At 45.7% G+C, this 17,083-nt stretch carries 14 protein-coding genes; 12 read left to right on the top strand and 2 right to left on the bottom strand.

Annotated elements, in window-relative coordinates; genetic code table 11:
- Positions 1-2: 2 nt before the first annotated feature.
- Complete coding sequence (gene spoVB, locus ACYCS5_RS05070; RefSeq protein ID WP_209949769.1) at positions 3-1,577, bottom strand: stage V sporulation protein B; 1,575 nt, start codon at positions 1,575-1,577, stop codon at positions 3-5.
- 307 nt (positions 1,578-1,884) lie between these two features.
- Between spoVB and ACYCS5_RS05065 the strand changes: the two genes are divergently transcribed.
- The 7 genes from ACYCS5_RS05065 (at position 1,885) to ACYCS5_RS05035 (ending at position 10,844) form a co-directional block, all read left to right on the top strand.
- Positions 1,885-2,142, top strand: coding sequence for a post-transcriptional regulator (locus ACYCS5_RS05065; protein WP_013311570.1), 258 nt, complete (start codon positions 1,885-1,887; stop codon positions 2,140-2,142).
- Positions 2,143-2,232: 90 nt separating this feature from the next.
- The gene (gene secD, locus ACYCS5_RS05060; RefSeq protein ID WP_039275022.1) at positions 2,233-3,489 is read left to right on the top strand and encodes a protein translocase subunit SecD; all 1,257 of its coding nucleotides are present in this window, start codon (positions 2,233-2,235) and stop codon (positions 3,487-3,489) included.
- Entirely contained in the window at positions 3,479-4,396 is a 918-nt protein-coding gene (secF, locus tag ACYCS5_RS05055; protein WP_051718082.1) for a protein translocase subunit SecF, read from the top strand. The genes secD and secF overlap by 11 nt, the downstream gene beginning before the upstream one ends.
- Before the next feature lie 199 nt (positions 4,397-4,595).
- On the top strand, positions 4,596-5,552 hold the full coding sequence (locus ACYCS5_RS05050) for a cation diffusion facilitator family transporter (protein WP_165150829.1): 957 nt from the start codon (positions 4,596-4,598) through the stop codon (positions 5,550-5,552).
- 33 nt (positions 5,553-5,585) lie between these two features.
- Entirely contained in the window at positions 5,586-7,982 is a 2,397-nt protein-coding gene (gene recJ / locus ACYCS5_RS05045) for a single-stranded-DNA-specific exonuclease RecJ (protein ID WP_459760911.1), read from the top strand.
- A gap of 69 nt (positions 7,983-8,051) precedes the next feature.
- Positions 8,052-8,564, top strand: coding sequence for an adenine phosphoribosyltransferase (locus ACYCS5_RS05040; protein WP_029514814.1), 513 nt, complete (start codon positions 8,052-8,054; stop codon positions 8,562-8,564).
- Between the two features lie 231 nt (positions 8,565-8,795).
- Positions 8,796-10,844, top strand: coding sequence for a methyl-accepting chemotaxis protein (locus tag ACYCS5_RS05035; RefSeq protein ID WP_459760910.1), 2,049 nt, complete (start codon positions 8,796-8,798; stop codon positions 10,842-10,844).
- Positions 10,845-10,981: 137 nt separating this feature from the next.
- Here the strand turns inward: ACYCS5_RS05035 and uraA are convergent, their stop codons facing one another.
- Entirely contained in the window at positions 10,982-12,292 is a 1,311-nt protein-coding gene (gene uraA / locus ACYCS5_RS05030) for a uracil permease (protein ID WP_318627548.1), read from the bottom strand.
- A 269-nt stretch (positions 12,293-12,561) separates the two neighbouring features.
- On the opposite strand from uraA, the gene ACYCS5_RS05025 reads away from it, so the two are divergent.
- The 5 genes from ACYCS5_RS05025 (at position 12,562) to ACYCS5_RS05005 (ending at position 16,871) form a co-directional block, all read left to right on the top strand.
- Entirely contained in the window at positions 12,562-14,739 is a 2,178-nt protein-coding gene (locus ACYCS5_RS05025) for a RelA/SpoT family protein (protein WP_025720225.1), read from the top strand.
- A 137-nt stretch (positions 14,740-14,876) separates the two neighbouring features.
- Positions 14,877-15,323, top strand: a complete 447-nt coding sequence (gene dtd, locus ACYCS5_RS05020) for a D-aminoacyl-tRNA deacylase (RefSeq protein ID WP_069012461.1) — start codon at positions 14,877-14,879, stop codon at positions 15,321-15,323.
- A gap of 118 nt (positions 15,324-15,441) precedes the next feature.
- Positions 15,442-15,603, top strand: a complete 162-nt coding sequence (locus tag ACYCS5_RS05015) for a hypothetical protein (protein ID WP_165150826.1) — start codon at positions 15,442-15,444, stop codon at positions 15,601-15,603.
- Between the two features lie 231 nt (positions 15,604-15,834).
- The gene (locus tag ACYCS5_RS05010; RefSeq protein ID WP_342434397.1) at positions 15,835-16,341 is read left to right on the top strand and encodes a type 1 glutamine amidotransferase domain-containing protein; all 507 of its coding nucleotides are present in this window, start codon (positions 15,835-15,837) and stop codon (positions 16,339-16,341) included.
- A gap of 59 nt (positions 16,342-16,400) precedes the next feature.
- A complete protein-coding gene (locus ACYCS5_RS05005; RefSeq protein WP_069012463.1) occupies positions 16,401-16,871 on the top strand; it encodes a hypothetical protein in 471 nt (156 codons plus the stop codon).
- Positions 16,872-17,083 lie beyond the last annotated feature (212 nt).

Genomic DNA, 17,083 nt, shown 5'->3' with positions numbered 1-17,083 from the left:
TCTTATGCTTTAAACCATCTTCTCAGGATTGGAATGCGTGTAAGGTTGTCCCAATCAATCATTTTGATCAAGGTCATCAGGAAAAGGTACAGAATAATTCCCAAGCCTGCGGCAAAAATAAATTGGAGCCACATTTGGTCGAACATCGTTAAATGTCTGTAGGTATATAACACTGCTGCTGCCATGATGATCATGCCTATCCCGGTCTTCCAGAAATCAAGCAAACGTACGCGGAAGCGAAGTAGCCTGCTGACACTGAAGCCATGAAGGAGAGTAACAATGGCACTGTTAATACAAATGGCGATGACAGCTCCGTAGATACCGTACTGAGGTTGGGATGCAAGCCAGACGATCAGCACAATTTTGATAACGGCTCCGATAAAGGTATTTAATAAGGCACTTCCAGGACGGTCTAACGCCTGAAGTGCTGCCTGAAGCGGGGCCTGAATGTACATAAAAAGAGCAAAAGGTGCCATGAGCTTAAGCATTCCTGCAATATCGCCATTATTGTAGAGTAGCAGACACAGAGGTTCCGCCAATACATACATGATCACGGCAAATGGGGCTCCTGCAACCAAAGCGAGCCGAAGCGATTGATGTAGACGTTTGTGAATGGCTATAATATGCCCCTTAGCCGCTGCTTCGGATAACGAAGGAACGAGTGAAACAGCTAATGAACTGGTCAGAACCCCAGGTAGTAATAACACAGGAATGACCATGCCCTGCATGGCTCCATATTGTGCGGTTGCCACGCCAGTTGCAATGCCTGCTACGGCAAGGCTGCGCATGCACAAGATAGATTCGAGCAAATAGGATAAGGAACCGACAAGCCTTCCAGCAGTCACGGGAACGGATATAGACATAAGACGTGACAAAACAGATGATTGCTCGGGATAAACCTCAGAGGAGGGGCCAGGCGAATTCGGCTGAAGGATGCGATCTTTTCGCTGGTTACACACGTATTGCCATAGAAGCACAATCATGCCAATGAATTCGCCCGCCAGAGCACCGAGCATGGCACCTGCAGCAGCGTAGGCTACCCCATGGGGAAGTAACAAGTAAGCAAACCAAATGACACAAAAAATGCGCATAACGGTCTCGGCAATCGAGGAACTAGCGGAAGGAATCATATTTTGCTTTCCCTGAAAATAGCCCCTATAAGCTGAAGAAACAGCTACAATGACAATCATTGGGCTCATGCTCACGAATGTATAATACACGCGGCTGTCGGTCAGAAGATGGCTTGTGATCCAAGGCGCGAACACAAGACAGAGCACCATGGCGATCAGACTGAGTGTAATGGTGAAGCGCAGGCTGGTGTGCAAAATACGCCGCGACATTTCGGGCTGTCCCGCCGTTTCGGCTTCGGCTACTAGCTTGGCTACCGCAAGAGGGATTCCCCCTGTAATAAGCGTCACCAGAACGATAAAAAAGGGATACCCCTGTTGGTACAAGCCAACTCCTTCGGGGCCGATGATACGTGGGAGTGCGATTCGGGGAATAAAACCTAGTATCCGGTTGATAATTCCTGCTGCCAATAAAATAATTGCTCCATGGATGAATGTCTGCTTTTTCAATCGCAACTCCCTCTTCCCCAAAATGTAATTCTGCGTCTATACATTACTTTAGAAGATATGCTGGACCTGTCCATCTTCATGACAAGCTTTTCCGTTCAGAAACAAAGTGATTTAGACAACAAGAGGGAGAGTGGTGAATTCTGCTATTGACGAGCGAAATGATTGCATATATTGTTGATTTAAGGCTATTTTCAACGAGAAGAAGGGTTTTCCAGGATCAGGACAGAAATGTTCTACAAAGCAGTCAATAACCCCGCTAATTGCTGATCTGCGGAACCGGTAGTCGCTGGGAGGAGGAACGGCCATCGTGGGTATGGAAGAGCTGGATGAGCAGGATTGGGATGACGCAATTGAGATGCTTTGTCAAAGTAAGGCGGACGAGTTGATTCTCGTAGGCTATGAGCATGTCACAAGTAAGGACGTGTGGAATTGCGTCAGCCATAAATATGAAAAGGAGGGTATTCCTCCGCTGCACAAGCTCGTTAACGATATACTTTCCCTTAAAGCGACGAGCTTTATGAACTATTTGACTATGTCCGCATTACGGGGCTCCACTTTCGAATAGAAGGGGGTCTTTTTTTGCGTTCAAATTGACTGCTTTTTGAGGGGTAGCTATAATAGGAATATTGAGAATGAAAGGGGAACATGGGACGGAATGAAGAGAATTCTAAGTTTCATCGTGGTCGTGCTCATAACTACTGGTGTTATGATCGGGACAAGCCCGGGCCTACTGAACAGTTTAAAATTAGGCCTCGATTTAAAGGGAGGCTTTGAAATTTTATATGAAGCCCAGCCTTTGGAAGCCGGGCAGAGTGTAACCAGACAGTCTCTTATACAAACAGCTCAAAGTCTGGAGAGACGGATTAATGCGCTCGGTACGACTGAGCCGGAAGTAACAACAGAGGGGAGCAACCGTATTCGCGTGCGGCTTGCTGGTGTCACTAATGAGGCAGAAGTTCGCTCCATGCTGAAAAAGCCTGCAGAATTAACGTTTCGCAGTGCAACGGCAGCAGATGCTAAGAAGCCAGGTCAATACAGCAAAATTGAGCTCCGCGGTAATGATTTTGTGGAGAATGGCGCTGTTGTAGGCTATGATCAGCTGAATCAACCTGAGATTAGTATCAAAGTCAAGGACAAAGCTAAATTTGCAGAAATCACAAAGCGGCTTCTGAATAAAGAATTAGCTATTTTCCTTGATCAGGAATTGCTGTCTGCACCCACAGTGCGTGGGGAATTAACGGACGGTAGCGCGTCAATCACAGGTAGCTACACTCGTGATGAAGCGAATAAACTGGCGGATACGATTAATCTGGGTGCCCTTCCGCTCAAACTGACGGAAAAATATTCTCAGAGTGTAGGTGCTACGCTGGGTCAATTGTCACTGGATCAGACGATTCGTGCTGGATTGATCGGCTCGATCATTATTCTGGTATTTATGATTGCAATGTTCCGTGTACCGGGATTAGTGGCCAGTTTCTGTCTCATCGTTCATACCTGGGTAGTGCTTGCGATTTTCTACTTGGGTGGATTTGTACTCACACTCCCAGGTATCGCCGCCTTTGTGCTCGGGATCGGGATGGCGGTCGATGCCAACATCATTACGTATGAACGGATTAAAGAAGAAATCAAGTCAGGCAAAACGATTCGTTCTTCTGTCATTGCAGGTAGTAAGGCTTCGTTCCGTACCGTTATGGATGCCAATGTTACGACAATTATAGCGGCAGCGGTTATGTTTGGTCTGGGAACAGGCTCCGTTCGAGGATTCGCTTTGGTGCTCATCGTTGATATTGTCACCAGTATTTTGACGAATATCTTCTTCTCCCGCTTCTTACTCAATCTGCTGGTTAAAGCGGATGCTGTGAAGAAGGCCAAGTATTTTGGTGTGAAGGAGAGTGATATCAGTGCGCTTTAATTGGAACTTGAAATATATTAAGATGAGCAAGTGGTTTTACACGTTCTCAATTATTATCACACTGCTTGGTATTCTAAGCTTGTCAATATTCGGCTTGAATTACGGGGTAGACTTTCGTTCCGGTTCCAATGTGGATGTCAATTTGACTAAGGTTGTTACACAGGAACAGATCCAAACTTTGCTGGACAAGCAGAAAATCGGTAAAGAGGTAGATTATACACCGGGGAAAGAGCGTTTCGGCATTCGCTTCTCACAGGTTTTGACGGATCAGCAAGTGAATGATTTTAAGATTTCTTTTAATAAACAGCTGGATCCGAAGGCTTCCTTTGAGGTCAATACAGTGGATACGGAAATGGCGCAAGAACTAGAACGAAATGCGTTATGGGCGATTTTATTGGCTTCTGTGGCTATCGCTATTTATATCTCAATCCGTTTTGAATGGCGGTTTGCCGTTGCAGCAATTGTTTCGTTGTTGCATGATGCCTTCCTCGTCATCAGTATTTTCTCGATTTTCCGGCTTGAGGTGGATTTGACCTTTATTACGGCAATTCTGACGATTGTTGGTTTCTCCATTAATGACACCGTCGTTATTTTTGACCGTATTCGGGAAAATCTACGATTTGCGAAGAAGAAGTCCAGGGACGACTTAGAGCAGGTAGTTGATCACAGTATTGCGCAGACAATGACTCGGTCACTTGCAACCGTGTTTACGGTGTTTATTGCCTCCGTATGTTTGTTCATATTTGGCGGCGAATCGATCCGTATGTTCTCACTTGCAATGGTCATTGGTTTGTTGTTTGGTGCTTATTCCTCCATTTTCATTGCCAGCCCGCTGTGGGTGGCATTGAAAGGAAAACAAAAATCTCCGACAGCTGGCGGGGGCGCGGCCAAAACTGCAAAGTCTTAAGTTACGCAAATACCAGTAGTATAAATTAAAGAGAAAGCCGCGTCTGCTTGGGCGCGGTTTTCTAAGGTTTTAAGATTTACCTTAAGTAAGGCTCAGTAGTGGCACTTAAATGTGAATGGTTTTTGATTTTGAGAAATTCGGTTATTTTAGATTGAGCTTTATTGGGAAAGGGTTAGTTCAGGATTGAGGGGGAAACGTTGTGAATAGCGAACGCAGCCGATCATTGGAAACTGCGGCGTTGAGCGGGATTGTAGGTAATCTCGCGCTGGCTGTTCTAAAGGGAGCCGTCGGTTATGCGGCAAACAGCAAGGCGTTGTTGGGAGATGCACTGCACACGGCTGCAGATAGTGCTTCCCGTTTGCAGGAGCTTCTGTGTTCCAAGGGTGCTACAGGGCACGGAATGCTGGCACGGTTGCGAAACGGTGAAAAGGTTCGAACGGTCATATCTGTGGTACTGGCTATTTTAGTGCTGATGAGCGGTCTTCAGCTAGCTATCTCGGCTGTTCGTTCATTAAGCAGTTCGGAACCGCAGGCACCCGGTCTGTATGCATTAATTACCGTATTTATTGCGTTGGTATTGAGAGAAGCGCTATTTCAGTTTCAATATCGCTACTCGATTAAACATGGTCATAAAGAGGAAGCAGATCGGTACGCAAACCATGAACGTTACTCGCTGTATGCATCGTTGATTGCATTGATTGGCATGATCGGCGCAATGACTGGCGAAGCAATGGAATGGCCTGCATTATTATATCTTGATCCAACCGCAGCTTTGCTCGTAGCCTGTCTGGTGCTGCGTAAAGGATATTTGATGGTAATGAATACCGCTTACCAGGTTCCTGCGCAGCCCTTGCAGGAGGAAGACTCCCGACGCTTTATGGAGACGATTCAACGGGTGTATGGTATTGTAACGGTTGAACACTTACATGCCCAGGAAACAGGGCATTTCATAACAGTGGATGTAACGATAAGTGTGAACCCGCGGATTACGGTACAGGAAGCGCAGGAAATCGCCGATCGAGCCAAAAATTTACTGTTAGCCCGTTTTCCACAGGTGACCCATGTACAAATGAAGTTCATTTCTTATCAAGCCGGATATCCATACAAATCCAATCATGAACTGCCAGATAATGATGTGTCGTCGTTGCTTCAATAGGGCAGGACGACTATGAAAGAAAGGTGAATAGGATTGCTTCATTCGCAGTACAGATGGAAGACCCCAGAGGCTAACCTGGAAGCGGCTCAGCTGTTGACAGAGGAACTGGGGATTTCACCATTGTTGTCCCGGCTTTTAGTGAACCGGGGCGTCACTACCGCCGGGGAAGCAAACCGCTTTTTGTACGGAAGTGTGGACGATGTACACGACCCTTTTTTGCTTCTTGGTATGGAAGAGGCTGTGCCGAGAATTCGTCAGGCTCTGGAACGTGGCGAGCATATATTAATCTATGGAGATTATGATGCGGACGGCGTATCCAGTACATCATTGATGATTCAGCTCATGCGTTTTCTAAAGGCTTCCTATGATATTTATATTCCTCATCGTTCTAACGAGGGATATGGTCTGCATAACCATGCCCTTGATTGGGCACATCAGCAGGGAGTTACACTGGTCATTACGGTAGATACGGGAATTAGTGCAGTAGAGCAAATTGCTTATGCAACTTCCTTGGGGATAGACGTTATTGTGACGGACCATCATGAGCCGCCTGCAGTACTTCCCGAGGCATATACTTTGATTAATCCGAAGCTCCCCGGTTGCCCATACCCATTTAAAGGTCTTGCAGGTGTTGGTGTTGCCCTGAAGCTCGCTCAGGCGCTGTTGGGTGAAGTGCCGGAGGAATGGTTTGAAATCGCCGCTATTGGCACGGTAGCCGATCTGATGCCACTACATGGTGAAAATCGGACGATGGTACGCAGAGGGATTCAATCCATGAGAAACTCTGCTTTTCCGGGGATTCGTGCGTTGCTCCATGTAGCGGGCGTAGATATATCTACAGTGACTTCAGTCAACATCGCATTTGCCTTGGCTCCGCGGATTAATGCCAGCGGGCGTCTGGATCATGCAGGACGAGCCGTTTCTTTGCTAACGACAGAAAAAGAGGAAGAAGCAGACCAACTTGCGCATGCGCTGGACCTGCTCAATCGTGAGCGTCAACAGGTGGTTGAACGTATTGTGGAGCAAGCCGAGCAACAATTGGCATCCAAACTGAATGGAGGCAAGCTACCGTCAGTTATTGTGTTGGCTGGTGAAGGCTGGAATGTCGGCGTTGTCGGAATTGTGGCATCCAAGCTGTTGGATCGCTATTATCGACCGACCATTATTCTGGGTATAGATGCTGAGACAGGTATGTGCAAAGGTTCCGCCCGTTCTATTCCTGCATTGGATATTTACAGTGCTCTTACGGACAGCCATGAGCTTATGGAGCATTTTGGTGGTCATCCTTCGGCAGCGGGTATGACGCTGTCCTCTGATAATCTGGAATTGTTTGAAGAGCAGCTGAACCGCTATGCGGGTTCCATTTTGACACCAGACGATCTCATTCCTGTAGCTGAGGCTGATATGGTCTGTCGTTTGGACGAGGTATCTTTGCAAGTGGTTGAAGAACTGGAGTTGCTTCAGCCTTTTGGTATGGGGAATCCATCTCCACGATTCGTATTACAGGGTCTGCAATTGCGCGAGGCTCGTAAAATGGGACGTGAGAAAAATCATGTGAAGCTCCTGCTGGAGCAGAACGGTTTATCGCTGGACGCGATTGCCTTTCGTCGTGGCGATTTGGCTGATTTTTTACAGCAAGAAACGGAGATAGATCTGCTGGGTGAATTGTCAATTAACGAATGGAACGGTAAAAGGTCTCTCCAGCTCATGATGCAGGACATTCGAGTGCAGGCGCCGCAAATTTTTGATTATCGTGGAGTGTCGGACCCTTTTGCCGAATTAGAACGGGGACTGAAGATCTTTCATCCACGCATAGAGGAAAGAAAGAAAGACGTTGCGGTGTTGATCCACCCTTCTTCTAGGCTTCGTCCATCGAGCTCCGTGGACACTGAATCCTTATGGTTATACGATAAAGACGGCAGTGTTATTCCCAGTGATGGTCAAAGAGATGCACAGCACTCTGTGAAGTCGTTATTCGTACTGGAGCCACCGGATACACCGGATCAGTTTCAGGCATTATGGTCTACCTTTGAAAATGTAGAAAACGTATTTCTCCTTCATTCGGTCAGTGAGCGTGGCGGTCGTCTCGTAAGCCCAGACAGAGAGCTGTTCAAGCGCATTTACGTTGTGCTTTCCCGATTGGGAACACAGCCTATTGATGAAAAGGCAATGCTGCCTGCTCTTAGCCGACAGTGTTCCTGTTCAGTACGCATGTTATCCAAAGTATTGGACATCTTCGAAGAGCTCGAGTTTATGACGCGTACAGATGGTCAATTCCGTTTTGTATCCAATCCGCCCAAGCGGGATTTAACTGCTTCTCCGCGCTATCAGGAATTATATAATATGGCTGAAATGGAGCGGTATTTGCTGGATGCGGACACCACCCAGATGACGAGCTGGATTATGTCGCTTATGAAGGGTGCGTCTTGAGATACTATTTCGTAATTTATGTTGTAAAATGTATATACTAATTTGAAGTTTACAGTAGGAGGAACTAAGTTGGACTACAAAGAATATATTCGGGTGATTTCCGATTTTCCACAACCAGGGATTAGTTTTAAAGACATTACAACCCTAATGAAAAATGGTGAACTGTACCGCAAGGCTATCAACGATATGAAGGAATTGGTATCGGATTTAAAAATTGATTTGATTGCAGGTCCAGAAGCACGTGGATTCGTTATCGGTGCGCCTCTGGCTTATGCGCTTGGCGTTGGTTTTATTCCCATCCGTAAAAGTGGCAAGCTCCCTGGAGAAACCATTGAGGAAGCATACGGTTTGGAGTATGGTAAAGATACGCTGGCGATGCATAAGGATGCTATAGAGCCAGGCCAAAATGTTTTGATTGCTGATGACCTGCTTGCTACAGGTGGAACTATTGCTACATCCGTGAACTTGGTACGCCAGCTTGGTGGTAATGTGGCAGGGGCTGCTTTTCTTATCGAGCTGTCTGATCTAAACGGTCGGGCGAAGCTGCCTGACGTAGATGTATTCACCCTGATTACGTATTAAGTATTTCGAAACCCGGGTTTCCCGGGAAATAATTATGTATGGATTGCCTAAATAGTCCGATGGAACATCTCTTTATCTAAAGAGTTGCTCCATCGGGCTATTTTGTTTAGAAGTGTTTTAGGTGTGACTTTGTTTGATTGGTGCAAATTACCACTGTTTTTATTGGAAATGGTTATAAAAAATTTAGAATAAATGTCGATAAACAATTAAAAAGGAGCAGAGGTGGTCATAATGGGTTTATTTCGATTTAAGAGTTTACGAGCACGGACATTTTCTACCTTGGTTCCGCTTGTACTTATAACGCTGATTTTAATCAGCTTTTTGTCTTATTTTTTTGCCAAGCAAAAGCTGGATACGGAAATAAGCCAAAATGCTGCTCATTCCTTATCGAGGGTTAAAGCAGATATTGCAGCTAACGTAGATCGTCATGCTTTACTTGTTTCGATGCTGACTAAGAGTGCGGAACAACTGGGAGCAGGAATGAACATTGAGGGTTATGGACGTTATTTTGAACAAGAGCTGGCTTTAAATGATATGTCATACGGATTGGGCATTTATTTTGCTAAAGGTGCGTATGATCCGGGAGTGACTTACCGTTCCATATATGTGCATAGAGATGGCCAGCTAGTGAAGCAAACGATTGAATATGATGATCCACAATATGACTACTTAACACAGCCATGGTATACAGAAACCGTGGAACGTGGTAAGGATATAAATTTTACGGAGCCTTTTTACGATAGCAGACTGAAAATCAATATGATTACTGCAGGGAAAGCATTTTATGACAGGGAAGGGAAGCTGTTAGGTGTCATTACTGGCGACCTGAATATGACAAACATTCAAACGTTTATTGAAAAAATGAAGTTTGGTGCTAACGGTAGTGCGATCTTGATGGATAAGAATGGAGCCATTTTGTCATCCGGTCTTCCGTCCTTAAAAGCAGGCGAGCCGTTAACAAAAACGATGAATGCGGAAGCAGCACAATCTATTCAAAGTGGTACGTCCGGACAACTATCCGTACCCATTGATAGTGAGGACTACCGGATAATGTACGAAACACTCCCACAAACCGGATGGAAAATCGGCGTATTACTGCCAGAATCCGATTTGAACCGCTCTGCGAACGAAATGCTTAAACTTCTTCTTATTGTTAGTGTTACAGGCATCTTGCTAATTATGGGAGCGTTATTAATTAACAATTCAGGTATGATCAAAGAGATTAAAAAAATTATGCAGATAACCAATCGTATGGCTCATGGGGATTACAGCGTTGAACTAACACAACAACGTAAGGATGAATTTGGCCAAATGGCTGACGGGATCAATAAGGTGATTGCGGCAACCAGAGGAATGGCATCACGTTTGAGCGAAGAGTCAGATGTTATCTCAGGCGTATCTATAAAAATTTCCCAAGAGATTTCTGGGGCTACTAAAGATGCGCAGCATAATGCAGGAGAACTGGCACAGGTGAAGGAAGGAGCCGAGCTTCAATTGGTCGCAGCAGCAGAGAGTGCGACTGCGATGGAAGAAATGGCTGTTGGCATACAGCGTATTGCTGAATCTATCCAGCATGTATCCGAGGCTACCACTGAGATTGAACATAAGGCACAACAAGGAAATGAACGGTTGACCGTGGTCAACCAAGGAATGCATAAAGCGAAAATATCTATGGATGAGGCAGGCAGGGTAGTAAGCTCATTGAATGAGCGGTCCGCCCAAATTGGCAGCATAATTGGAATGATTCAGGAAATTAGTGGGCAGACCAAGTTGCTATCACTGAATGCTTCCATTGAAGCCGCACGTGCAGGGGAGCATGGCCGAGGGTTCGCTGTGGTGGCTTCAGAAATCGGCAAGCTGGCTGTAAACGTGAGCGAGTCTGCGGAACAAATTACGAGTCGAATCCGATCCATGCAGGAAGAAACCAAATTAGCTTTGGAAGGAATGCAGCAGGGTGCTCTGGAGATGGATGAAGGAGTATCTATTTTACTTGAGGTGGAAGAACGTTTTATTGCGATGAATCAAGATATTCAGCAGGTGGCGATAGAAGTGCAGGAGGTTTCATCTGCCTCAGAAGAAATGTCGGCAGGTTCAGAGGAAGTTGCAGCCTCTATTGGATATCTTGCAGACATTGCGAAAGCTTCAGCTAAACGTACAGAGCAAGCCTCGGAACGATCCGAACGGCAGCTTAAGGATCTGGAAGGTATGGACAGCTCTGTCAAGACACTTACAGGTGTCTCTGATACGCTTAATCAGGTCGTATCTCGCTTTCGTGTGTGATATCTTTAGAAAAAAAGGCCGTGCATAAAAAAACGCCGCTCCATTGAGATATGGATCTTTACACGCTTGTCTATACAGCCTGAGCGTGTTGATCCATAACTAACATGGAGCGGCCTTTTAAAGTTGAAAAAAAGATATCAATCTGGTGTTTTCTCGGTTAAAGGTTCCTGTGATTTATCGTTGGACCAGCCGAGCACGTCAATCAGCTTGAAGAACAAGCTGAGGATGATGCCGATGATTGTAGCCAATGCCATACCTTTCAAGGTTACAGCGCCCCAAGTGAGCGTAGTACCACTGATTCCGACAACAAGCACGATTGTCGCAAGCAGCATGTTAGTTGGCTTGGCGAAATCAACCTTTTGCTCAACGAAGATTCTTAGACCGGAGGCAGCAATGACACCGAATAATAGTAAGGATACGCCACCCATAACTGGAGCTGGAATATTAGAAACAATCGCTGAGAACGTGCCTGAAAAGGACAGCAGGATGGCAATGATAGCCGCTCCGCCAATAACCCATACAGAGTACACTTTAGTTAATGCCATGACACCAATATTTTCACCATAAGTCGTATTAGGCGTAGAACCGACAAAACCCGAAATGACGGTGGAAATACCGTTACCCAGCAGAGAGCGGTGGAGACCAGGATCTTTGGACAACTCACGCCCGACAATGTTGCTAGTCACAAGTAAGTGACCAATATGCTCTACGATGACGACCAGAGCAACAGGAAGAATCGTCAGCATAGCAGAGGTATTAAAAACTGGAGTGGTAATTGCAGGATGTCCGAAAAAAGGAGCGTCTGCGATGGCCTGTGTATTGACCATGCCCATAAAATAAGCAAGCACATAGCCCACTACGATACCGATCAGAATATGAATGATTTTGGCAAACCCACGAAACAACACCGCACCCAGAACAGTAACCCCGAGTGTAACGAGCGAAAGAGTAATCGTTTTGGGATCTGGAGTCCAAGCTTTAGTAGGATCGGCATTGATAATGCCTGCCATGCCTGCTGCAACCGGAACCAGCTCCAGACCGATTAAGGCTACGATGGAGCCCATAACAGCTGGAGGAAATACGACGTCCAGCCAACGGGTTCCGGCATATTTGATCACCAGTGCGACGAGGCAGAAAATAATACCTGTAATGATGAAAGCACCGAGGGCCATAGCATAGCCGTTGCCGCCGGGATTGTTTTTAAGCACAAGACTGACTGGAGCGATAAAAGCGAAGCTGGAGCCGAGATAGGCGGGAATTTTGCCACGGCAGATCCAGATGTACAACAATGTGCCAATACCGTTCATTAGCAAAATCATGCCGGGATCGACGCCGAAAATATTCGGCACCAGCACGGTACTGCCAAACATGGCAAACAAATGCTGTACGCTGAGCAGGAACCCAGGTCCTGCCGGTAGCTTTTCATTAACTTGAATTTCGCGTTGCAACGCAGTTCACTCCTTAGTTCTTTCAATTATTCTTATATACATTAATTACTTTTCGTAATTTTTTCAATATAATTCGTTTCAATTCGTCAACATTCCTCATTTTACTTATCCATGTGTGACAGAATAATGCTACAATGCCAAACCTGTAATAGTTGACGTGTGACGTGCTAACCGTCATAATTGTAGGAAATCACTTTTAAAAGGGAACCTTTGCGCGACATTGATCGGCGGGTTCCATTTTGCATAGAAAGGACACGGAATAGAGCAGAATGGGGATAGAGCAATTACTTAAAAAGGCCGGGGCCTATACCAGAGAAGCAGATCTTATCCGCATCAGGGACGCCTATGATTTTGCCGAACAGGCCCATTCCGGCCAGACTCGTAAGTCCGGTGAACCTTATATTCTGCATCCGCTTGCGGTTGCTGATATCGTCGTTAATATGCAGATGGATACCATCTCCATTATCGCCGCTCTTTTACATGACGTTGTGGAGGATACGACGGTGTCTTTGGCGCAGATTCGCGAGCATTTTGGCGATACATGTGCGATGCTTGTCGATGGTCTGACGAAACTGGAGCGTATCCAGTTCCGTTCCAAGGAAGAACAACAGAACGAAAATTATCGAAAAATGTTTATTGCTATGGCGCAGGACATTCGTGTCATTGTCATTAAGTTAGCAGATCGTCTGCACAACATGCGTACCTTGAAATATCAGTCAGAGGAAAGCCAGCGTCGGATTGCTTATGAAACGTTAGAGATTTTCTGTCCGGTTGCAAACCGACTGGGTATTTCAGCCATTAAGTGGGAAATGGAAGATATTGCTCTGCGCTATCTGAATCCTCAGCAGTATTATCGCATTGCTAATTTGATGCATAAGAAGCGGGCAGAGCGGGAGCAGTTTATTGATAATGTCATACAGCGTATCAGAGAAAAGCTGGAAGAGATGGGCATTCAGGCTGATCTGTCCGGACGCCCTAAACATATTTACAGTGTGTTTAAAAAAATGACGACGAAGAACAAGCAGTTCAATGAAATATATGATTTGCTGGCGATTCGAATTATTGTGGATAACATTAAAGACTGTTACGCCACACTGGGGATTATCCATACGTTGTGGAAGCCGATGCCGGGGCGGTTTAAGGATTATATCGCTATGCCTAAGGCCAATATGTATCAGTCCCTTCATACGACAGTAGTAGGTCCTAACGGGGAGCCTACCGAGGTGCAAATTCGCACAGTGGATATGCATCGTACCGCTGAATTCGGGATTGCGGCCCATTGGGCCTATAAAGAAGGCAACGGAGCAAACAACACTAACTTTGAGGATAAAATCACCTTTTTTCGAGAAATCCTGGAGCTGCAAAATGAAGCGAAGGATGCGTCGGAATTTGTGGAATCGCTCAAAATGGACTTTTTCTCAGACCTTGTGTTTGTGTTTACTCCTAAGGGAGAGGTCATTGAGTTGCCAGCCGGATCCGTTCCGCTGGACTTTGCTTTCCGTATTCATACCGAAGTTGGCAATCGAACGATTGGCTCTAAGGTAAATGGAAGAATCGTACCTTTGGATTATCGGCTTAAAACTGGGGATATTGTCGAAATTATGACGTCCAAACATTCTTATGGACCTAGTCAGGACTGGCTCAAAATTGCTCAGTCCTCTCACGCGCGCAGTAAAATCAAACAATGGTTCAAGAAAGAAAAGCGTGAGGAGAATGTTGAAAAAGGCCGTGAAAATCTGGAACGTGAGCTAAGAAAACGCGATATCGAGCCATCGGTGTGGATGAGCGACGACAAGCTTCAGGAAGTGGCACAGAAGTTCTCTTTTAACGATTCCGAAGATATGCTGTCTGCGATTGGTTTTGGTGGTATAACCGCAGCGCAGGTCTGTACACGTTTGACAGAGAAGCTGCGTAAGGAACAAGAAGAGGCACGGTTGATCGAATTGACGACCGAGGTCAAGGAGTACAAGCCGCAGGGCGAACGGAAAAAAACACCTACCAACGGTGTCAGCGTCAGAGGCGTCGATAATTTACTCGTTCGTTTTGCACGATGTTGTAATCCCGTACCGGGAGATGACATCATTGGCTATGTAACACGTGGACGCGGCGTATCCGTTCACCGGACGGATTGCCCGAATATTCCTTCGGGTACGGGCGAAGACCAGGCGCGTGTGATTGAAGTAGAGTGGGAAGAAGCAGCGGAAGTCAATTACAGTGTCGATATTGAGATTACGGGCCATGATCGCAACGGTTTGCTGAATGAAGTGCTTCAGGCCATTTCTGAGAACAAAACCAGCTTCTCGGCCGTTACAGGTCGTACAGATAAAAATAAAATGGCGATGATTCACATCACGATTCTCATTCGCAACACGGATCATTTGCATTCTGTTGTCGAACGGATTAAACGGGTGAAGGATGTATACACCGTGCATCGGATTATGCAATAACCTTATGAAGCGTACAGATAGGTTTATAGCCTTTGTAACATATCTTGGGTAGAAAGACCCATAGGCTGCTAAAAGAGCCGTAGTACGGCTGTGAGCACCTTTTAAAAGGGAAGGTTAAAGGAGATATCGGATAGTCGATGAAGATCATTATTCAGCGCTGTAAAGACGCTCAGGTAACGGTGAATCAAAAGGTGGTTGGCAAGATTGGAACCGGATTAATGCTGCTGGTTGGTATTGGTCAGGGAGATACAGCAGCCGATGCCGTTTATTTGGCGGATAAAACGGCGGGATTACGTATATTTGATGATGCTGAAGGCAAAATGAATGACAGCGTTCTGGATGTCGGTGGAGCCATTTTGTCTGTCTCTCAATTTACGTTGTATGGTGACTGCCGTAAAGGAAGAAGGCCTAACTTTATGGGGGCGGCCAAACCTGAGGAAGCGGAGAAGCTGTATGATTTCTTCAACAGTCAGCTTCGAGCCAAGGGCCTGAAGGTAGAAACGGGAATTTTTGGGGCTATGATGGATGTTTCATTGACGAACTGGGGCCCAGTCACACTGATTTTGGATACCGAACGTTCGTAACTATACATTCACGGCGAGGTCTGAGTAGAATAAAATAGCTGTTCAGAGGGACCATAATGTCATCCCAATTGGTGATTAGCCAGGCGGATAGCCTAAGGGTGACAGGAGAGACGAAGCTATGCGTCAAACCCCAAAAATGGACGGGCATCGAAGCACTATGCTGCTTTTTCCCGGTAGTATGCAGGAGGCAATCAGCCTTACTCGTAATGCTGATACGTTATTACAGCATGTTGCAACAGCCATAGACAAGCCAGGACGCGGCGCTTTGCCGCGCAGGTAACATTGGGTTAAATGGAGCGTTAATAAGGTGCCACCCGAAAGTAGCATAAAGTGGCCAAAAATAAAATATGTAGCATTGAATTAGTGGAGGAGCCGAAAGGCTCCTTTTTCTTTTCCGCCGCTGCGAATTGTTATAAAAACAGATCAAGCGGGTAATAACAAATCGTGGTAGAAAAATAAGCTTAATTTTAAACTTGTATCAGGGATAACCGGAAAGGAGATCTGAACATTCATGAGTAAAATTGCATTTTTATTGGCTGACCAATTTGAAGATTCCGAAATGAAGGTACCTTATGATGAATTAAAAAAGGCTGGACATGAGGCGGATATTGTTGGGCTGAAGCAAGGTGAGAAAGTGAGCGGTAAGCAAGGTAAAGTAAGCTATACTATTGAAAAAGCCATTGCAGATGTGAAATCAAGTGATTATGATGCAGTTGTTATTCCTGGTGGATCATCTCCGGAAAATCTCCGTTTGGATGCAAATGTTCTGAAATTTGTAACTGAAATTAATGAGTCCAAAAAAACGATTGGCGCTATCTGTCACGGGCCACAAATTTTGGCGAGTGCCGATTTGTTACAAGGCCGGACGATTACAGCTTATCCTCCATTGAAAGATGACTTGATTAATGCGGGTGCTTATTTTGAGGATCGAGAGGCGGTTGTGGACGGTAACTTTATTACGTCTCGGACCCCTAAGGATGAGCCCGCTTTTGTGCGTGAGTTGTTAAAGGCATTGTAATTTCCGTGAATGCTTCCTAGATTTATGCCAGTACAATTCCCTAACGAGGAGGATTTGATATGGCTAAACAGATTCAGGCTTATTTTCGCACAGAAGATGAAGCTGAGGGCGCTAGAGCTTCGCTTCAGGCTTATAGAACTGAACATTTGGAAGTAGGTGCTCTGGATGAGACGCTCGGTCGGGAGACGAGGGTTTTAATTCCGTTGGTCCCTTATAACAATACTGGCTCTGTGAGCACAGGAGGCTCAGCGGGTGCGGCAATCCCTGCGGCGGGTGCTTATGGCGAGAATATTTTACCAGATGTGAAGGATGGCCAGATTAACTCTGGCTCAGCCCAAAGGGATCTGGATGAAGATCGGAGCGGAACAACGAATCATGACGGAGGGTTGCTCCGTGCAACAGATGTGTATATTAACGGTGATCAAGATGAATTACGGTATGTATTATCTGCAAAGGTGAATGATGCCGATTATGATGAGGTCATTTATAAGCTGCGTTCCAATCGTGGATATGTATCGCAGTTGGATTAAAGTTGAGAGCACGGCACAAGATTGTCGATACTTGAGAATTTAGCTACAAAAGAGTGACTGTAATACAATTGTAATATTCGAAACATCATTCCTTAATATTAGCAGTTTATAATAACAGCATGACCCCCTTTTGATATATCTTTTTGAGCCTGCGGACCGTTTCCGCAGGCTATTTTCTTTTTTAGGACTTATTTGTACAGTAAGTTGCTATG

It is taken from the genome of Paenibacillus sp. SEL3 (genome assembly GCF_054602585.1).
This window is presented reverse-complemented; position numbering and strand designations above follow the sequence as displayed.

Excerpts from the sequence above, each read along its gene's own strand:
- dtd (WP_069012461.1), top strand. The coding sequence starts at position 14,877 with ATGAAGATCATTATTCAGCGCTGTAAAGACGCTCAGGTAACGGTGAAT.
- ACYCS5_RS05010 (WP_342434397.1), top strand. The coding sequence starts at position 15,835 with ATGAGTAAAATTGCATTTTTATTGGCTGACCAATTTGAAGATTCCGAA.
- ACYCS5_RS05015 (WP_165150826.1), top strand. The coding sequence starts at position 15,442 with ATGCGTCAAACCCCAAAAATGGACGGGCATCGAAGCACTATGCTGCTT.
- ACYCS5_RS05005 (WP_069012463.1), top strand. The coding sequence starts at position 16,401 with ATGGCTAAACAGATTCAGGCTTATTTTCGCACAGAAGATGAAGCTGAG.
- ACYCS5_RS05025 (WP_025720225.1), top strand. The coding sequence starts at position 12,562 with ATGGGGATAGAGCAATTACTTAAAAAGGCCGGGGCCTATACCAGAGAA.
- ACYCS5_RS05035 (WP_459760910.1), top strand. The coding sequence starts at position 8,796 with ATGGGTTTATTTCGATTTAAGAGTTTACGAGCACGGACATTTTCTACC.
- secD (WP_039275022.1), top strand. The coding sequence starts at position 2,233 with ATGAAGAGAATTCTAAGTTTCATCGTGGTCGTGCTCATAACTACTGGT.